The 17,807-nt window shown below is 35.3% G+C and carries 13 protein-coding genes and 1 pseudogene; 7 read left to right on the top strand and 7 right to left on the bottom strand.

Translation table 11 applies throughout. From position 1 onward, the window contains the following. Positions 1 to 72: 72 nt before the first annotated feature. Together ES765_RS01485 and ES765_RS01480 are read right to left on the bottom strand one after the other, a co-directional pair. Positions 73 to 1,497 carry an SDR family oxidoreductase gene (locus ES765_RS01485; RefSeq protein ID WP_138110828.1) on the bottom strand — a complete coding sequence of 475 codons (1,425 nt, stop codon included), beginning with the start codon at positions 1,495 to 1,497 and terminating at the stop codon, positions 73 to 75. Then, on the bottom strand, positions 1,494 to 1,919 hold the full coding sequence (locus ES765_RS01480; RefSeq protein ID WP_138110827.1) for a hypothetical protein: 426 nt from the start codon (positions 1,917 to 1,919) through the stop codon (positions 1,494 to 1,496). The genes ES765_RS01485 and ES765_RS01480 overlap by 4 nt, the downstream gene beginning before the upstream one ends. A gap of 116 nt (positions 1,920 to 2,035) precedes the next feature. Between ES765_RS01480 and argS the strand changes: the two genes are divergently transcribed. After that, positions 2,036 to 3,817, top strand: coding sequence for an arginine--tRNA ligase (argS, locus tag ES765_RS01475; RefSeq protein WP_138110826.1), 1,782 nt, complete (start codon positions 2,036 to 2,038; stop codon positions 3,815 to 3,817). Between the two features lie 76 nt (positions 3,818 to 3,893). Here argS and ES765_RS01470 read toward each other — a convergent pair whose 3' ends face one another. Further along, positions 3,894 to 4,631 (bottom strand): bacteriorhodopsin-like, encoded by a 738-nt coding sequence (locus ES765_RS01470; protein WP_138110825.1) that lies wholly within the window; start codon positions 4,629 to 4,631, stop codon positions 3,894 to 3,896. A 77-nt stretch (positions 4,632 to 4,708) separates the two neighbouring features. Here ES765_RS01470 and ES765_RS01465 point away from each other — a divergent pair, with 77 nt between their 5' ends. Beyond that, positions 4,709 to 5,626, top strand: coding sequence for a Brp/Blh family beta-carotene 15,15'-dioxygenase (locus ES765_RS01465; RefSeq protein WP_171017204.1), 918 nt, complete (start codon positions 4,709 to 4,711; stop codon positions 5,624 to 5,626). Here ES765_RS01465 and ES765_RS01460 read toward each other — a convergent pair. From ES765_RS01460 to ES765_RS01450, 3 genes are all read right to left on the bottom strand, one after another. Further along, positions 5,617 to 8,136, bottom strand: a complete 2,520-nt coding sequence (locus ES765_RS01460) for a TonB-dependent receptor plug domain-containing protein (RefSeq protein ID WP_138110823.1) — start codon at positions 8,134 to 8,136, stop codon at positions 5,617 to 5,619. The two genes, ES765_RS01465 and ES765_RS01460, sit on opposite strands and share 10 nt — an antisense overlap. Next, positions 8,117 to 9,028, bottom strand: a complete 912-nt coding sequence (locus ES765_RS01455) for a FecR family protein (RefSeq protein ID WP_138110822.1) — start codon at positions 9,026 to 9,028, stop codon at positions 8,117 to 8,119. Before ES765_RS01455 ends, ES765_RS01460 begins: the two co-directional genes overlap by 20 nt. A 195-nt stretch (positions 9,029 to 9,223) precedes the next feature. Further along, positions 9,224 to 9,736, bottom strand: a complete 513-nt coding sequence (locus ES765_RS01450; RefSeq protein ID WP_138110821.1) for an RNA polymerase sigma factor — start codon at positions 9,734 to 9,736, stop codon at positions 9,224 to 9,226. A 106-nt stretch (positions 9,737 to 9,842) separates the two neighbouring features. Between ES765_RS01450 and ES765_RS01445 the strand changes: the two genes are divergently transcribed. From ES765_RS01445 to ES765_RS22200, 4 genes and pseudogenes are all read left to right on the top strand, one after another. Continuing rightward, on the top strand, positions 9,843 to 11,612 hold the full coding sequence (locus ES765_RS01445) for a hypothetical protein (RefSeq protein WP_249356189.1): 1,770 nt from the start codon (positions 9,843 to 9,845) through the stop codon (positions 11,610 to 11,612). Positions 11,613 to 11,844: 232 nt separating this feature from the next. Then, positions 11,845 to 13,182: a signal recognition particle protein gene (gene ffh / locus ES765_RS01440; RefSeq protein ID WP_138110820.1), complete on the top strand. Its 1,338-nt coding sequence runs from the start codon at positions 11,845 to 11,847 to the stop codon at positions 13,180 to 13,182. A gap of 33 nt (positions 13,183 to 13,215) precedes the next feature. Continuing rightward, positions 13,216 to 14,100 carry a bifunctional 5,10-methylenetetrahydrofolate dehydrogenase/5,10-methenyltetrahydrofolate cyclohydrolase gene (locus tag ES765_RS01435; protein ID WP_138110819.1) on the top strand — a complete coding sequence of 295 codons (885 nt, stop codon included), beginning with the start codon at positions 13,216 to 13,218 and terminating at the stop codon, positions 14,098 to 14,100. 222 nt (positions 14,101 to 14,322) lie between these two features. Continuing rightward, positions 14,323 to 16,250: pseudogene (locus ES765_RS22200) on the top strand (M13 family metallopeptidase). A 24-nt stretch (positions 16,251 to 16,274) separates the two neighbouring features. Here ES765_RS22200 and ES765_RS21600 read toward each other — a convergent pair. Further along, complete coding sequence (locus tag ES765_RS21600; RefSeq protein ID WP_171017203.1) at positions 16,275 to 16,439, bottom strand: hypothetical protein; 165 nt, start codon at positions 16,437 to 16,439, stop codon at positions 16,275 to 16,277. 313 nt (positions 16,440 to 16,752) lie between these two features. On the opposite strand from ES765_RS21600, the gene ES765_RS01425 reads away from it, so the two are divergent. Further along, positions 16,753 to 17,805: a sensor histidine kinase gene (locus ES765_RS01425; protein WP_138110818.1), complete on the top strand. Its 1,053-nt coding sequence runs from the start codon at positions 16,753 to 16,755 to the stop codon at positions 17,803 to 17,805. Positions 17,806 to 17,807 lie beyond the last annotated feature (2 nt).

Below are 17,807 nucleotides of genomic sequence, written 5' to 3'. Positions count from 1 at the left end.
CTATGATTAAATCAAGATATAGCATCTTATTAGTACGTTTTGAAAATGAAACTCTGTTTATGAAATCTCAGTTTATTGATTGGCTATATTCTTAATCATACCCCCGAATATAAAGTAATGTAAGGGGACTATACTATACCAATAAAGCCTTCCGCTTAAGCCTCGCGGCCTAAATGTAGCGGTTTGGTGAAGTATGTTATTTTCATCAATCTTGAATTCTAGCCAAGCTTCACCAGGAAGCTTCATTTCAGCAAAAAGTAATAAACGTTTTGCTTTTTTATCAGCTAAAAGAACTCTCCAGAAGTCCAACGCATCACCGGCAAATATACGGTCAGGATTTGTTCGACCACGTCTAAGACCTACACCTCCAGAAAGCTTATCCAAAAATCCGCGAATTTTCCAGAGCCAATTGCCATAGTACCACCCAGTTTCTCCGCCAATACTCCAGATACGTTCTAGAACTTCATCAGGATTATTGATTTTAAGTTGTTTAGAATCCTTTAGCACCCCGTATTTAGGTACTTGAATATGTTTTTCTAAATTCTCATTGAACCTACCACTAATCAAACTGTCTTTCCAGCTACTGATGACTAAATTTTGCTCTATTTTTTTAAAAGCCATGTCAATAGCCTCCTTGTAGGTATGGGGTTCAATATGTAATAATTCTTGTAATCGAGTATCTTTCGCTATCACCTCAATTTTCATGCTATCTACCAAATTTAAAGCTAATTTATACGAGGTTGAGGTGACAAAATATAACCAATACGACGATAGCTTTGGGGTCATTATGGGTACGGTCAAAATCCAATTTTTAAAACCTCGGGCTTTCGCATATTGGTGAAGCATTTCTTTATACGTCAGCACATTAGGTCCGGCAATATCAAATGAATCATTGTACGTTCTTTCATCACCTAACACCTTGGTCAGGAATGTAATGACATCACGAATAGCAATTGGCTGTGTTTTGGTCAACACCCATTTTGGCGTAATCATAAAGGGTAGTTTTTCGCATAAATCACGAATAATCTCAAAAGAGGAACTTCCTGATCCAACAATAATTCCTGCTCTTAAAACGGTTAGTTTAAAATTTCCTTTATAGAGTATGTCTTCAACATTCTTTCGGGATTTAAGATGTTTTGAAAGGTTCTCGTCATTTACGATTCCGCTTAAATAAATTACCTGTTGAATAGTAGTGTCGGCTACGTATGCATTAAAATTACGTGCGGTTGTAGCCTCCATTTCATCAAAATCGTGAGTGGAAGTACTCATGGAATGTATTAAAAAATAGGCAGCATCAATATCTCGTGGAAGTTTATTAGCTATGGGTTCTTCTAAGAAATCAATTTCTATCACCTCAATCTGTGACCTCGTCTCTTTGTCAACAGATAGTCTAGTTTCATCACGTACGGCACAGATTACACTATGGCCCATTTCTAAAAGAAGGGGCAGTATACGCATGCCTATATAGCCATTTGCACCAGTGAGTAGTATTTTCATAAATCTTCTATAGCGGTTGGAGTAGTATCGGCCTTATAGCCTAATATTTTTTTAAAAAATTTCTGAACAGCTTTTGTATCCGACTCGACTTTAATAAAATGATGGTCACGATAAATGGAATATACAGAGGCTTCACCTTTGTAAAGTGATAATTTATAATAGGGTATGACCAAAGCAAACGTTTCTAATAAGGAGCGAAATCGCACAATAATTCCTTTGGGCCGTAATTCAATATTGCAGGTATCCCGGTTGATATCTAGAATTAATAAATTTCTGATTTCGATACTAGTTTCTGTGATGATAAGTTTAGGTGAACCAATTCCATCCAATGCCCATCGTTCTTTAAGCGTGAACGGTTTGCCAACCTGATCATCTATTTTTCTAGTGATATCTTTATTAGTATAGGAGACGTTTACGAGCATAATCGCTTTATTCAGCAGTTTTGATTAAAGTTAATCAAATCAAAAATGAATGCCGAATCTGTTTACTCTTAAAGTCTAAAAAATGATTAGTTTTGCAAGCTTAATTAAACGTTTTGATGAATATTCAAGAGGTACTATTACATAAAGTTAAAGAAGCAGTACATACGATCTATGGTCAAGAGTTACCATCAGTAGAATTTCAACCTACCCGAAAGGATTTTGAGGGCGATGTTACTATTGTGGTATTTCCCATGTTGCGTGTAATAAAAGGTAATCCTGTGCAAATAGGAGAACAAATTGGTGCTTTCTTAAAAGAACATGTTGATGAGGTATCAGACTTCAATGTTATTAAAGGCTTCTTGAACATTGTGCTAGATGATAACTTCTATTTAAGTTTTTTCAATTCGATTAAATCGGAAAGTAACTTTGGTTTCTTAAAGGAATCAACCGATGCGATTATGGTCGAGTATTCTTCACCGAATACCAATAAGCCATTGCACCTCGGACATATTAGAAATAATTTATTAGGCTATTCAGTTGCTGAGATTTTAAAGGCTTCTGGGAGAAAAGTATATAAAACCCAAATTATAAATGATCGTGGAATTCATATTTGTAAAAGTATGGTTGCATGGCAGAAGTTTGGAAATGGAGAAACACCATCAAGTACTGGTTTGAAGGGGGATAAGCTTGTAGGTAATTATTATGTTGCTTTTGACAAGATTTACAAAGAGCAAATAGCTCAACGTATAGCCTCTGGGATTGATTTTAAAGATGCAGAAAAAGAAGCTCCGATTTTATTGGAAGCTAAAAAAATGCTTTTAAAATGGGAAGCTGGCGATGCTGAAACTGTTGCGCTTTGGAAAACCATGAATGGTTGGGTGTATAAGGGTTTTGAGGTTACCTATAAAAACTTAGGAGTTGATTTTGACACGCTTTATTATGAGAGTGATACGTATCTGTTAGGAAAGAATGTTGTTGCTGAAGGACTTGAAAAGGGAGTATTCTTTAAGAAAGAAGATGGCAGTGTTTGGATTGATTTAACCGAAGATGGTTTAGATGAAAAAATAGTGCTTCGTTCTGATGGAACGGCTGTTTATATGACCCAAGATATCGGTACTGCTATTCAGCGCGTTAAGGACCACCCAGATGTAAACGGAATGGTATATACCGTTGGTAACGAACAAGACTATCACTTTAAAGTGCTTTTTCTTATTCTTAAAAAACTTGGATTTTCTTGGTCAGATAAATTGTACCATCTTAGTTATGGTATGGTAGATTTACCTAGCGGTAAAATGAAAAGTAGAGAAGGTACCGTTGTTGATGCTGATGACCTTATGGCTGATATGACTCAAACGGCTGCCACGATTTCTGAGGAGTTAGGTAAATTGGAGGAATATACAGATGAGGAAAAGGGAGCCTTATACCAAATGATTGGGTTGGGAGCGTTGAAATATTATATCCTAAAAGTTGACCCTAAAAAACGAATTTTGTTCGACCCTGAAGAGTCTGTGGATTTTCAAGGAAATACAGGTCCTTTTATTCAATATACTTACGCAAGAATTCAATCTATTTTGAGAAAAGCAGATAGTATGGGTATTGATATTTCTGAGTCTACCGCCTCTGTAGAACTTCATATTAAGGAAAAGGAACTGATTAAACAAATTCAATTGTTCCCAGACACCATACAATTGGCGGCTGAAAATTACAGTCCGGCATTAATTGCCAACTACACGTATGATTTGGTGAAAGAATTTAATTCTTTTTACCAGCAGGTTTCTATACTTGGAGAAGCCAATGAAGAAAAGCGCATACTACGGGTGCAACTATCTAAAAAGGTGGCTGATGTGATTCAAGATGCTTTTAGGCTCTTAGGTATTGAAGTGCCTGAGCGTATGTAATAAGAAAAGACCGCCGAAGCGATCTTTTCTATAAGCAACTGTACTAATTAACCAACTAAATTAGGTTGCTAAAAGGTTATGCAGTTTTCTTAGCCGCAACAGCTGCACCATATACAACGAGTCCAAATCCAATTTTGTTAATGGCGTCTCCGATGTTGTAAATAACATCCATATTAAGACCTAAATCTCCAAGTCCTTCATACCAGCCAGGTGTGCCTGCCATATATCCTAATGGGTAAATCGCCCATCCTACGAGTACGAACCAACATAGTGTCTTGTGTGCTGTTAAAACGGCTCCACCTGCTTTTTCTGCTAGTTTTTTTGCGGTTCCAAACCATATTTCATAAACAATGTAGAAATATGCCAATCCTGAAATTAAACCCCAAACCGCTGGTCCACTTCCAGTATTGTAGATAGCTTCTCCAAAGTACCCAGTTACTAACATTACCACAGATGCAAAAATTAGTTTCCACATGAGGGATTTTTTTGCGCCAGCTACTTTTAGAATAAGGTAAAATTCAACACACATTAAAGGAACTGTGAGTACCCAGTCTACATATCTAAAGAAGGTTGGAGATTCACCTACCGTTGCCCAATAATCTCGCATATACCAATAATGGACTGCAGCAATAAAGGTGATAAGTCCAGATACCAGAATAGAGGTTTTCCATTTAGTATCAAAATCGTTCATAGATAGGAAAAAGAAAGCAGAAGCCGCCATCATAGCCATGCATCCTACAAAGAATGTGAATCCTACATAGTCATTGGATGCCATTTTGGTGACCAATGAGATTGAAGTAATAAAATGTTCCATAGTACAAGTTTTTATAAATTGTTTAAGTAAATTTACAAATAGTTAAACAATGTTTGTTTAATTTATTTGTTAAAATATTGAACAAAATAAAAAATAGGTATATTGATTTTGTGAAGTTGGAAAGCGTGATCCTTGTGGGTACCTTCTTTTCCCTATGGTTGGCTGTCATTTTTGAAGATGTGATAGAGCAGTATATAGCCTATGTATTTATTCTTTCTTTTGGAATTTTACATGGAGCAAATGACCTTACGCTTCTTCAAAAGACTGAAGCTAAAAACAAATCGACTAGAAATTACCTAAATATTCTGTTGTATTATATACTTTTTGTGTTGGGTAGTGTATTGGTTTTTCACCTAGTACCAAGCTTAGCATTGGTCATGTTTGTGCTATTTAGTGGATATCATTTTGGGGAACAACATTTTATTTCCAAGACTAGTATATCATCTTTAAAAACTAGTGGGCTTTATATTGCATACGGTATTTTTATTCTCTTTCTTCTTTTTGATGCAAATGCAATGATAACATCTAATATTGTTGAAACCATAATTGGATATTCGATTCCCAAATCTGTATATGAAGTTGGATTACTAATAAGTGGGATACTTACGCTTGTGTTCGGCTTTATTTTGGTTTTGATTAATGATATAAAAATCAATCCTTTAAAGGAGGTGTTTTTTATAGGGGTCTTTTTTGTAGTGTTTAAAACGGCCTCCTTATTATGGGGTTTTGCCATTTATTTTATATTATGGCACTCCATTCCCTCTTTATATGACCAAATATTTTATTTGCATGGACATATTAATAAAGGCTCCTTCAAATCATTTTTGATGGCTTCACTTCCCTATTGGTTAATTTCTGTTCTAGGATTTCTAGTGTTACTTTTTGTGTTCAGGGATAACTTGGAAACATCATTGGCATTCTTTTTTTCATTTTTGGCCGCTATTACTTTTCCCCATGTTTTGGTAATCAAAAAACTGAACCAAGGTCAGAAATGAATTCTAAAACTAGCATTTGGAGTAACGCCTAATGAAACACGTTCAATAGTTTCTATGGTATTATCTTCTTGTATTCTATAATAGGTATTTAAAGTATTCTTTCTATCTGTAATATTAAGAATTGATGCGCCTATTGTTCCCTTGGTACTTTCACCCAATCTAAACGTGTAAATTGCGGAGGCGTCTGCCCTTATGTATTCGGGTAATCGACTACTATTCGGGTTTTCGTAATTTATTTCGTTTGGGAATACAGCAGTATCAATTGGTTTATTTTCATCTGGTTTGGTGTACGGTTTCCCAGATGTATAATTAAGTCCAGCTCCTAATTTTAGATTGCCAATTGTATAATTCGCAGCTAGGGTTACCGAATTTCTTATATCTAAATTATTAGGGAACGATGCTGGTATCAATGCATCAAACGTATACTCATTCTTATTATAAGTGTAACTAAGCCAAGCACTATAATCGTTGTTCTTTGTGTTGATTAAAAATTCCAATCCTTTCACGGCATATGAGCCGATTTCGCCATCAAATTGATTCTGATTCTGAAAACCTTGGGTATATACGTTAATTCCATTTATCGTTTTGTAAAATCCTTCTACGCTTAGGTATAACTTAGAAGTGTCATAATTAAACCCTACAGAACCTTGTTTGCTTTTTGTTATAGGTAAGGTAGTACCATCTGATAGAATCCATCTTCTTTTTTCAATGCCAAGAAAGTTTTGTTCTAGGTCTATAATCTGATTTGTGACCTGACTTTTAAATTCTCCTAAAATCTCAGTTTTAAAATTTGATAACAGTTCATATGAAAGATTGATTCGTGGTTCAAAAATTAACTCTTTGAACGTGTCGAGATTTTCAACATAATTTAATCGACCACCGAATAGACCAAAGAATTTATTGTTTTCTGAAGTAAATTGCACTTCAGAAAATAGGGCATGTTTACGAATAACGCCCTTTATGTTGCTAATAAATGGAGGTTGATTAATATTGGTTCTGTTTTCTATACCGGTTTCCGTAAGTTCATAACCATTTCTCCAATCTAAATTTTCCTTCAGTTTATAAGTAGTAATCAGTTTTATACTTGATTCCTTTACTAAATTTTCTTGCTTTAATTGTTGTGTTTCGTTATTTGAAATAGTTAAGGCATCAAGGCTGTATTGCGTATAATAAAAGTGTAAATCAGAACTGAAGCTATCGGTCCAATCGCTTTTTAGTTGGGCTCCTACGGAAATATTATCTTGGTTTAAATTACTTCGGTTTGGGGAATTATTACCTTCTTTAGTTTCCAAGTAATTTAGGTTATTACTCATGTTGACCAAGCTGATGTGAAGATTTTGATCAGGATTGATTTCGTAGATAAGCTTTGCCGTAAAATCATAAAAATAGAAGTCACTTTCACTATTGACTTGGCTATCTTGAAAAGCCTTTTCAGAAAATACTGTGTAAGTAGGTGTACTTAAAAAATCGGTATAAGACCTGCGAGCAGAAACTTGTAATGCTAAATTTTTCTGAATTGGAATTTGCCCAAAAACATCCCCAGATATTAAATTGAAACCTGCACCACCGTTAAAAGTTAAGGGAATATGATTTGATGTTTGTAAATCTAATGTTCCACTGAGTCCGCCGCCATACACTGCAGAAGTACCATTTTTTACAACCTTTACTTTTTCCGTTATATACGGATTGAAGGCAGAAATTAAACCAAAAAAGTGTCCTGTTTGATACATTTTAATACCGTCCCAAAGAATAAGATTCTGGTCATTTGTACCACCTCTAATATTGATGTCTGATACAGTTTCATCAACACTTTTTATGCCGGGAAGTGCTTGTACAGTCTGTAATATATCTGGTTCGCTTATTCCCGGTAATATTCCAAACTTAGCCAGATTGAGTTCGATACTGGCATCAATTGATTTATTTAGGCCTGTGGTCAAAAATTGAGAAACGATAACTTCATCTAATTTTTGATAGCTTAGTCCCATCGCAATTGTTTTGCATTCTGCAGCATTGGCCAATTCTTTAGCTTCAATAAATAAGGGTTTGAAACCTAAATGTTTTATGAGGATTAAAGAAGTTTTGGGTACGTTATCAAAATAAAATTCACCGTTCAAATTGGTGATACGTGCGGTATTTGATTCTATAATTTCTACCGTCGCTCCTGGAATGGTGTTGTTTTCAAAATTATCCAAAACAATACCACAAACCGAAATGGTTGTGGTATTAGTTAACGTGTAATAACGGTTATTTAGTTTTGTGATCGTTAAGTCTGTAGTGCTACGAATATGATCAAGTATAGATTCAAGTGTAGATGACGTTGATTTTATAATTTTTATGTCATTAATATCATTGTCGGCAAACGAAAATTTTACTTCGTACTCCGTTTCCAATTCTAGCAGGTAATTGGATAATACAATCGATTTTTTTGTGACCTGTTGCGCCAAGCCATTTGTACTACAAAACAGCAGTAAAAAACAGATTAGAAAATAATTAATGTGCTTTTTCGTCATAGAATAGCACTTTATCCCCATCTAAATTAAACTTAATTTGTAAAGGAACGCTAATACTCTTAAGCGCAAGTTCTAAATTTTCGTTACTAAAGGAACCAGTGTATAATTGGCCTTTGTCAATGTTTTTCGTGATGATTTTAATATTGAACTGTCGTTGTAACTCGTCCATCACAAAATGTAAGGGTATACTTCTAAACGAACTTTCTTTGGTTAGCCATGAAGGTTTACCGTTGACAGTAGCTTTCGACATCGTACGTTTACCATTAATTGCCAAGAGTGAATTACCTGCTGAGAGTTTTGTTTCTTTTCCGTTAATAGTTACACTTACTAAACCTTCAAAACAAGTGACTTCCAAGTAGTCCTTACGATTCTCTACATTAAATTGAGTTCCCAAAACGGTCACAAGGCCTTGTGCAGTTGCCACCGTAAATTTCTTTCCCTTAGCTACTTTGAAATATGCTTCACCTTCTAGGTTAACATTTCTGTTGTCGTCCCATTGTTTTTCACTGAAAGTCAATTTAGATTCAGCATTCAAGATAACTTCAGAGGTGTCTGGCAGAGTAATAGTTTTATTTTCAGCATATTCAGTAGTAAAGGATTCGTTCAGTGTACTGAGGTAAAAGAATGACCCTGCAAGTAATACTGCTATGACGGCAGCAATTCGTATAAAAGCTTTGAATGGAGTTAAAGTAAATACTTTGGGCTGTTCCTTTGATTTAGTTTGTTCAAGAGAACTCCAAGCTTTATCTATATCAAATTTAGGACCCTCAAGTATTGATGCTGATTCCTTTATTTTTTGATAGGTGGCGAAGTCTTCTGATTTTTTGAACTCAACCATTTCAGCTTCGGTTAATTCATCAGTAAGCCATTTTGCTAAGTAATTTTCTTGCATTTCTTTTCAGCTTTATATAGTAGTAACAATTAAGTTGTAAAATACCCTACTTTAGTATATGTTATTCAGTTGTCGGTTTTCACTAATTTATAATCGTGCAACACTGTTAAGTGAATAATTATTGAAATCTATAACTTTTTACTGCAAACTTAGTGCGTTTTAAGAATAGTCATTTTGTTATGAACCAGCAACCCTTTATATTCCATCAATTCTCTCTCTAAGACTTTTTAGGGCAAGATGCATCCTTTTTTCAATTGCCTTGACGCTTACATTTTCCATTTTTGCAATTTCAGCATATTTTTTACCGTCAATCCTATTTAACAAAAATGTGATACGCTGATTTTCTGGTAGGCTGTTTAATGCGTTGTCCAGCTTTTCCTTGAACTCGGCTTCTTCCATGATAAATTCGGGAGACTCATTAGTGGTCTTCAATGTTTTGTCAGCATACTTTAAACGTACTTTTTCCGCTTTTAAAACATTGAGGTATAAATTGTTGGCTACGGTATATAAATAGGATTTCGCCTTATCCGGACTAACCTTAGCACAGTTTTCCCATAATTTAACAAATGCCTCCTGTACAGCATCATTCGCTTTTTCTTCGTTCCCAAATTTGTAATAGATGTAATTGAAGATAGTTTTTGATGTTTCATTAAAAACCCTTCTGTAAACGGTCTCTTCGCATATATTTTGCTGATGTTCTAAATTCAAGAGGTATATTTTTATCAAGGATATTTTAAAAAAAATAAAAAAGGAGGTAGGGTATTCTGAAAGTAAATTGTTTTAAGGATATAGTAACAAATAACACCAAGTCATTATGAGAAAGTTTCTTAGTTATACCATGTATATTAGCTTGCTAACGATTGTATTAAGTTTTACATCCTGTCAAGATGAATTTGAAGAAATAAATACGGGTGAAGAGCCACAGGCAATTACCGCAAATTCCTCTACTGCAGAATTAATTAAACGTACATCTACCAACGATGGTTCTTATGATAATATCGTAGATGGCACAAGTTGTTTCGATATTAAATTTCCGTATACCGTTGAGGTAAATGGACTGGAACTTACTATAGATTCTCGAGAGGATATTCATCAAATAGAAGAAATCTTTGACGCTATTGATGATGATGTGAATTTCTTGGAAATTTTATTTCCCATAACCATTACTGCCGGCGATTTTACGGAAATTACCATAAACGGATTACAAGATTTAAGGGAATTGGCTGCCGAATGTGAAGAGGGTGGTGATGACGATGATATAGAATGTGTAGACTTTGTATATCCCACGACCTTATATACGTTCAATGTTAGCTTAGAGCAAACAAGTTCTGTAGTTGTCAAAAGTGATCGGGATATGAGAATATTCTTCAAGGAATTAGGGGAGGATAATTTGATCAGTTTTGATTTTCCAATTTCATTAAAATTATATGATGAAACTATTATTACAGTAGCAAGTAATGAAGAATTGGCTGGGACCATTGAAAATGCAAAAGATGATTGTGATGAAGATGATGATGATGACTATAACGATGATGATTTTGACGAAGATGACTTTAATGAAGAATTAGTGGAGTGTGTTTGGTTCGTAAAAGAATTCAAAAGGAATAATATTGATCAGACTGTGCAATACGTAGACTATATCTTAAATTTTAAAGATGATGGTACGGTGGTAACTGGCTTTAGAGGAGCTACAACTATTGAGGGTACTTGGAGTACAACAGTTGGTGACGATGGAGCCAAATTGAACATGGAATTTGATGCTTCTGTAGATTTTAATTTGGAATGGAATGTATATGATGTTGGTGATGATAGAATTAAATTATTTAACGGTGAAAGTAATCGTATCATCATGAAGCAAATCTGTGAAGAAGACCTTCCGGAGATTAATCTAGAAACTATTCGTGAAATTTTAAATGAATGTAGTTGGGTTATCAAAAGAGTGAAGAACAATGGTGAGCAAATCGATAGACTATTAGGAAGTGAATTTGAATTTAAGGCAGGTGGTGTCATTACATTGACTAATGAGAATAATATATCTGAAGGTACTTGGGCAATCACTACAAATGTAGAAGGCCGTTTTATAGTAGCCATAACAATGGGAGATGAACAAGCGGTTAGCTTTGACTGGTTATTGTCAGATCTAAAGGACAGGTTCATTAAGTTTAATGTAGAAGGTACAATGTATGAACTTATGATTGTCAGAAATTGTGGAGATGATGACAATGAGGAAGATACAGTTGATATCAAAAATTTATTCAATGATGTGGAGTGGGACATTGCCTATTTTGCAGAGAATGGAGATGAAACTACAGAAGGATACGTCGATGTAAAACTATATATCGATAATGATGGAAGCTTAGAAATAAGAAACCTTAACGGTGAGGTTTTTAGCACGGGTAGATGGTTTGCCTATAAAAATACATTTAGCGGTCAATTAGAATTGATTATAGCTTTTGCCCCAGGCAGCAATTACTTGCCGTTGGCTAATGATTATCAAATTTTGGAAATCATGGAGAATAGAATCGAACTTAAGCATGAAAACGAAACTGGCGGTTATGATAAATTAATTTTAGAGAAAGAATAAAAATAAAACATCCAGAAATATACTGCCAACAGTAAAGAGTTGGGCCTCGTTGGCGGTATTGATGGAGGTTTTAGTTTGGGAATATATGAAAGTGTAAACCCTTTTTTGCCCCACAAGCAACGTTTGAGCATCCATTTTTAATGGGTGCTCTTTTGTTTTGCAGATTTTGAGATACTTGCGACGGAATTAGCATTGATATTGTTAAATTTGTAACCCCTTTAAAAAGAAAAGAATGTTCGATAATTTAAGCGATAAGCTAGATAAAGCTTTACATGTACTAAAAGGACATGGTCAGATTACAGAAATAAATGTTGCGGAGACCACCAAAGAGGTACGCCGTGCCTTATTGGATGCGGATGTTAACTTTAAAATAGCAAAGGAATTTACCAATAGGGTAAAGGAAAAGGCATTGGGGCAAAATGTTTTAACGACCTTACAGCCAGGTCAGTTAATGGTTAAAATCGTAAAAGATGAGTTGATCCAATTAATGGGCGGTGAATCTGAAGAAATAAACCTGTCTGGAAATCCATCGGTCATCTTAATGTCCGGCTTACAAGGTTCTGGTAAAACTACCTTTTCAGGAAAGCTTGCGAATTACCTAAAAACAAAAAAATCTAAGAATCCATTATTGGTTGCTTGTGATGTGTATCGTCCTGCAGCTATAGACCAGTTACAAATAGTCGGTGATCAGATTGGTGTACCTGTCTATTCGGATCGTGAAAGTACAGATCCTGTTGCTATTGCAAAAGCAGGTGTTGCCAAAGCAAAAGCAGAGGGTCATAATGTGGTAATTATTGATACGGCTGGTCGTTTAGCAGTAGATGATAAAATGATGGCGGAGATATCTGACATTCATAAAGCAATAAAACCACAGGAGACGTTGTTCGTTGTTGATTCCATGACAGGGCAAGATGCGGTAAATACCGCCAAGGCCTTTAATGATATATTAAATTTTGACGGGGTTATACTTACCAAATTAGATGGTGATACCCGAGGTGGTGCAGCGATATCTATTAAGTCTGTAGTTGATAAGCCTATTAAATTCATCGGTACAGGTGAAAAGATGGAGGCGATAGATGTCTTCTATCCGTCGAGAATGGCCGATCGTATTTTGGGTATGGGAGATGTTATTTCTCTAGTAGAACGTGCTCAAGAACAGTTTGATGAAGAGGAAGCTAGGAAAATTCAAAAGAAAATTGCGAAGAACAAATTCGGATTTGATGATTTCTTAAGCCAGATTCAACAAATTAAGAAAATGGGGAATATGAAGGACCTTATGGGGATGATACCTGGTGCAGGTAAAGCTCTAAAAGGGTTGGATATTGATGATGATGCCTTTAAACATATAGAAGCAATAATACATTCGATGACCCCAGAAGAACGTTCCACGCCTTCAAAATTAGATGCAAGTAGAAAAAAGAGAATTGCCAAAGGTGCAGGCAGAGAAGTTCAAGAAGTAAATCAGTTATTAAAGCAGTTTAATCAAATGAGTAAGATGATGAAAATGATGCAAGGTGGTGGTGGTAAAAAGATGATGCAGATGATGGGAGCCATGAAAGGAATGAAGTAGTAAACGATTAACGTTAATTTAAAACATACGGATATGGAATTATTGGATGGTAAAAAAGTATCCAATCAAATAAAGGAGGAAATCAAGGCTGAGGTTGCCAAGATGAGGGAAAGAGGAGAAAAGGTGCCTCATTTAGCGGCTGTAATTGTAGGTAATGATGGCGCAAGTTTAACCTATGTAGGCAGTAAAGTACGTTCTTGCGAGCGTGTAGGATTTGAATCTACCCTTGTGCAAATGCCCAGTACAACTTCTGAACAAGAGTTGTTGAGGAAAATAAACGAGCTGAATAAAGATGATAATATTGATGGCTTTATCGTTCAATTACCGCTACCTGAACAGATAGATACCCAAAAAGTAATCATGGCCGTGCACCCAGATAAGGATGTAGACGGTTTCCACCCTACCAATTTCGGTAAAATGGCTTTGGATATGAGCACCTTTATACCTGCGACCCCATTTGGTATTCTTGAACTTTTGGAACGTTACAAAGTAGATACAAAAGGAAAGCATACGGTGGTAATAGGTCGTAGTCACATTGTAGGTAGGCCAATGAGTATTTTGATGGGTAGAAAAGGGTGGCCAGGGAACTCAACGGTTACGTTAACACATAGCCATACAAAAAATATTACACAAATCATTTCACAGGCAGATATTGTGATATCTGCCCTGGGCGTTCCCAATTTCCTTAAAGCTGAAATGATTAAAGATGATGCCGTTGTTATCGATGTAGGTATTACAAGAGTACCCGATGATACTAAAGAAAAAGGATATTATATTACAGGAGATGTTGATTTTGAAAACGTAAGTAAAAAGGCATCCTTTATAACGCCGGTTCCGGGTGGTGTGGGGCCAATGACAATTGCTATGCTGTTGAAGAATACACTTTTGGCAAGGGAACGTCATAGAAATAGACAATAAAATTCCGAAAGAACTTTTTTTAATTCCTATTTAACTTAAAATATTGTAACATGACCATATCATTCTAGTCTAATGTTGACAAAGATTTAAGCAAACCAATATGAACAAATCAAGGATTTTAAAATTAGTATGCTATCAGTTATCGTGCTAACAACGGCCTGAAATACGGAGACTAAAGAAATTCCAGAAAAAGAATTGATTTCAGGTATCTTAAAGGAATATATGGACACTTCAGTGCATCCGGGTGATGATTTTACGTCGTATATAAATGGTACTTGGGTGAAAAACACAAAAATTACTGCTGATAAATTATCTTATGGGGTAGGGTATATCGTTCACGAGGAATCGGAAGACAATGTTAAAAAGATTGTTGAGGAATCTGCTTCCGGTGATTTTGCTAAAGGTTCGGATGAGCAGAAAGTTGGAGACCTTTTTAAATCCTATATGGATATTGAAAAAAGGAATGAATTAGGAGTTGCTCCTTTAAAGCCAGAGTTTGATAAAATAGATGCCATCAAGAGTTACGATGAGTTGGTAACTTATTTGCTTACGCGAATAAATACGGTATAAACACTCCGCTGGGCCTATTCGTTTACCAAGATTTTAAAGACCCAACGATTTATACGGTATACACGTGGCAAGCCGGATTGGGATTACCCGATAAAGAATATTATCTAAAAAATGATGCTCGTTCAAAAGAAATCTAGAACAAATATGTTGCTCATATAGAAAAAATGTTCGATTTGGCAGGACTTCCTGATGGAACTAAAGCAGCAAAGGCGGTAATGAATTTGGAGACTAAAATAGCTTCAAAGCATTTAGACAAGGAGAAAACAAGAGATTTGTTAGGGTTGTACAACATGTTTCCATTAGATACCTTGTCCACTATTATGCCTAAATTCAATTGGACCAACTTTTTAGCTGAAGCTGGATTGTCTAAGCAGGAAAATTTAGGGGTTTTGATGCTAGACTATACTAAGGATTTGGATGGTATTATTACATCTACAGATTTGAATACGTGGAAAACGTATTTAAAATGGAGTGCTTTAGATGCTAGTGCATCACGTTTAAACGATGCTTTGGATAATCAGAACTGGGAGTTTTACAGCAAAGAATTAAGAGGTACCCAAGAACAACGGCCTATGTGGAGAAGAGGTGTGTCTACCGTAAACGGGACTTTGGGAGAGGTGGTTGGTAAAGTATATGTGAAAAGACACTTTCCGCCAGCAGCGAAGGAACATATGGAAACACTTGTTGAAAATCTACTTAAAGCGTATGAAGTAAGTATTAAGGATTTGGATTGGATGAGTGAAGCAACCAAAGAAGAAGCTTTGGACAAGTTAGGTAAGTTCACACCCAAAATTGGATATCCCGATACATGGAAATCCTATGATTTTGAAATAGAACCAGATGATTTGTATGGTAATCTTCATAGGTCGGCATTAATGGAATATAATAGGGAATTGGCTAAATTAGGGCAGCCCGTAGATAAGGATGAGTGGGGTATGACTCCGCAGACGGTTAATGCCTACTATAATCCGACCTTGAACGAAATCGTATTTCCTGCAGCTATTTTACAACCTCCATTCTTTGATTTAAATGCCGAGGATGCTGTTAACTATGGTGCTATTGGTGCGGTAATCTGACATGAAATAGGATATGGATTTGATGACACGGGTAGCACATTTGATGGGGACGGTGCCATGCGTAATTGGTGGACAGATGCCGATAAGGAAGAGTTTAAAAAGCGAACCGGTGCCTTGGTGGGACAATTTAATGGTTTTGAAGTATTGCCCGATTTGAATGTAAACGGAGAATTTACTCTTGGCGAGAATATTGGTGATTTAGGCGGGCTCACTATAGCACTTAAAGCTTACAGGATGTCTTTGGGAGAAAAGGATGCTCCAGTTATGGATGGCTTTACTGGAGAACAACGCGTATTTATTGGATATGCACAGTCTTGGAGAAATAAAATGCGAGACGAAGCACTGCGAGTACAGATTAGTACGGATTCACATTCGCCAGACAATTTACGCGTTAATGGAATTGTACGCAATATTCCCGAGTTCTATAGCGCTTTTGATGTTAAGAAAATGGACTCACTTTACTTGGCTCCCGAAGAATGGGTTAAGATTTGGCAAGAAAAATAATACGTAGCAAAAAAACCTTCAATCTTACGATTGGAGGTTTTTTTGCTTTGGTTCGTCGGAAATTGTTATTCCCGTTTCGGTAGAATCATTTGGTTTTATAATATCAATATCATTGCTGTCGTCATAATCACAGCTTGATATAGTCGTAATGAGACTTACTATGAATAAAATCAATACAATTTTTTTCATGATACTTTGTTTTGATGTGTTTAATAAAATGGTCCAATACAGGTTATATGTTTAGTAAGGAACGTTTTTATAGTGTAAATGGTATTTTTTTTGTGAAAAACCGTTAGATTTATTTTATGATTCATTCCTATATTAGAGAGAGATTTTGAGGTTGTAAGGATTATTTAAAATACGTGTGAAAAAGTGCTGCCTTTTTTGGTGTAAAAAATACGGACAAATCATTTTGCATCATGAATGAGTTCGTACGTTTTTTAAAATTTTAAATGTGGAATCGTTTATTTGGTAGTGATATTGATTAGAATAAATAAAAACTATGAGCTTAAAGCAATTTTTTGAATCATCTGTAGATATGCTTTGTATAGCAAATTTTGATGGTTATTTTGTTGACGTAAATCCAGCTTTTATAACGTTATTAGGCTATACCAAAGAAGAAATTTTATCAAGGAAAATAAATGATTTTGTATACAAGCACGATAAAAAATCTACCCAAGATATTCGGGAGGGAATTTATAAAAATGAAAGACTTCTTAATTTTAAAAATAGGTACGTAACAAAATCTGGAGAAATCGTTTGGCTTTCATGGAGCGCTGTGCCTGTTGAAGATGATAATATGGTTTATGCTATCGCTAAGGATATTACACAAGAAATGCGACTTAAAGATGAGCATGTAGCAGAGTTCACGAAGCTTAAAAGTGTAAATGAAGATTTAGTTCGGTTAAATTACACCACTTCACATGACTTAAGGGCTCCAGTTAATAATTTGATATCTCTTTTTGATTTATTAGATTTTAACACCATTAATGATGAGGATACCACGCAAATATTACGTTATATGGAAATTTCAGCCAAGGGTGTGAAAGAATCTCTAGAGAACTATTTAGATTTAATCGATAATGCAGGCAAGAACTCCAATAATCTTAGTGAAGTTTTTTTTAATAAGATACTATCTAAAATAGAGAATAATTTGGGGTCTATAGTTAGCGGTTCCAATTCGCAAATTACAAGTGATTTTTCAAAATGTGAAAGTGTGTATTTTGATAATGCCTTTATGGAAAGTATTCTTTTAAACTTAATAACTAACTCCATTAAATATAACCAACCAGGTATTTCTCCGAAAATTGAAATACAAACACAGATTAAGGATGGTCATAAGCAATTACTATATAAAGATTACGGAAAAGGCTTTGATCTAGAAAAAAATGGAGACAAGATATTTGGTCTCAATCAGCGTTTCGATGTATCTCAAGAAGGTAAAGGGGTGGGGCTCTATTTAATTCAAAATCAGTTAAACAGTTTGGGCGGTGTTATATCGGTGGAGAGTGAACCTAATAAAGGAGCAACTTTTTGTATTACATTTCCAGTCTAGTT

This window comes from Maribacter sp. ACAM166 (genome assembly GCF_005771495.1).
In the GTDB taxonomy this organism is placed as follows: domain Bacteria; phylum Bacteroidota; class Bacteroidia; order Flavobacteriales; family Flavobacteriaceae; genus Maribacter.
Note: the sequence above shows the minus strand (reverse complement) of the source record. Positions and strands in the feature narration are given on the sequence as shown.

Excerpts from the sequence above, each read along its gene's own strand:
- ES765_RS01485 (WP_138110828.1), bottom strand. The coding sequence starts at position 1,497 with ATGAAAATACTACTCACTGGTGCAAATGGCTATATAGGCATGCGTATA.
- ES765_RS01480 (WP_138110827.1), bottom strand. The coding sequence starts at position 1,919 with ATGCTCGTAAACGTCTCCTATACTAATAAAGATATCACTAGAAAAATA.
- argS (WP_138110826.1), top strand. The coding sequence starts at position 2,036 with ATGAATATTCAAGAGGTACTATTACATAAAGTTAAAGAAGCAGTACAT.
- ES765_RS01470 (WP_138110825.1), bottom strand. The coding sequence starts at position 4,631 with ATGGAACATTTTATTACTTCAATCTCATTGGTCACCAAAATGGCATCC.
- ES765_RS01460 (WP_138110823.1), bottom strand. The coding sequence starts at position 8,136 with ATGACGAAAAAGCACATTAATTATTTTCTAATCTGTTTTTTACTGCTG.
- ES765_RS01455 (WP_138110822.1), bottom strand. The coding sequence starts at position 9,028 with ATGCAAGAAAATTACTTAGCAAAATGGCTTACTGATGAATTAACCGAA.
- ES765_RS01445 (WP_249356189.1), top strand. The coding sequence starts at position 9,843 with ATGAGAAAGTTTCTTAGTTATACCATGTATATTAGCTTGCTAACGATT.
- ffh (WP_138110820.1), top strand. The coding sequence starts at position 11,845 with ATGTTCGATAATTTAAGCGATAAGCTAGATAAAGCTTTACATGTACTA.
- ES765_RS01435 (WP_138110819.1), top strand. The coding sequence starts at position 13,216 with ATGGAATTATTGGATGGTAAAAAAGTATCCAATCAAATAAAGGAGGAA.
- ES765_RS21600 (WP_171017203.1), bottom strand. The coding sequence starts at position 16,439 with ATGAAAAAAATTGTATTGATTTTATTCATAGTAAGTCTCATTACGACT.
- ES765_RS01425 (WP_138110818.1), top strand. The coding sequence starts at position 16,753 with ATGAGCTTAAAGCAATTTTTTGAATCATCTGTAGATATGCTTTGTATA.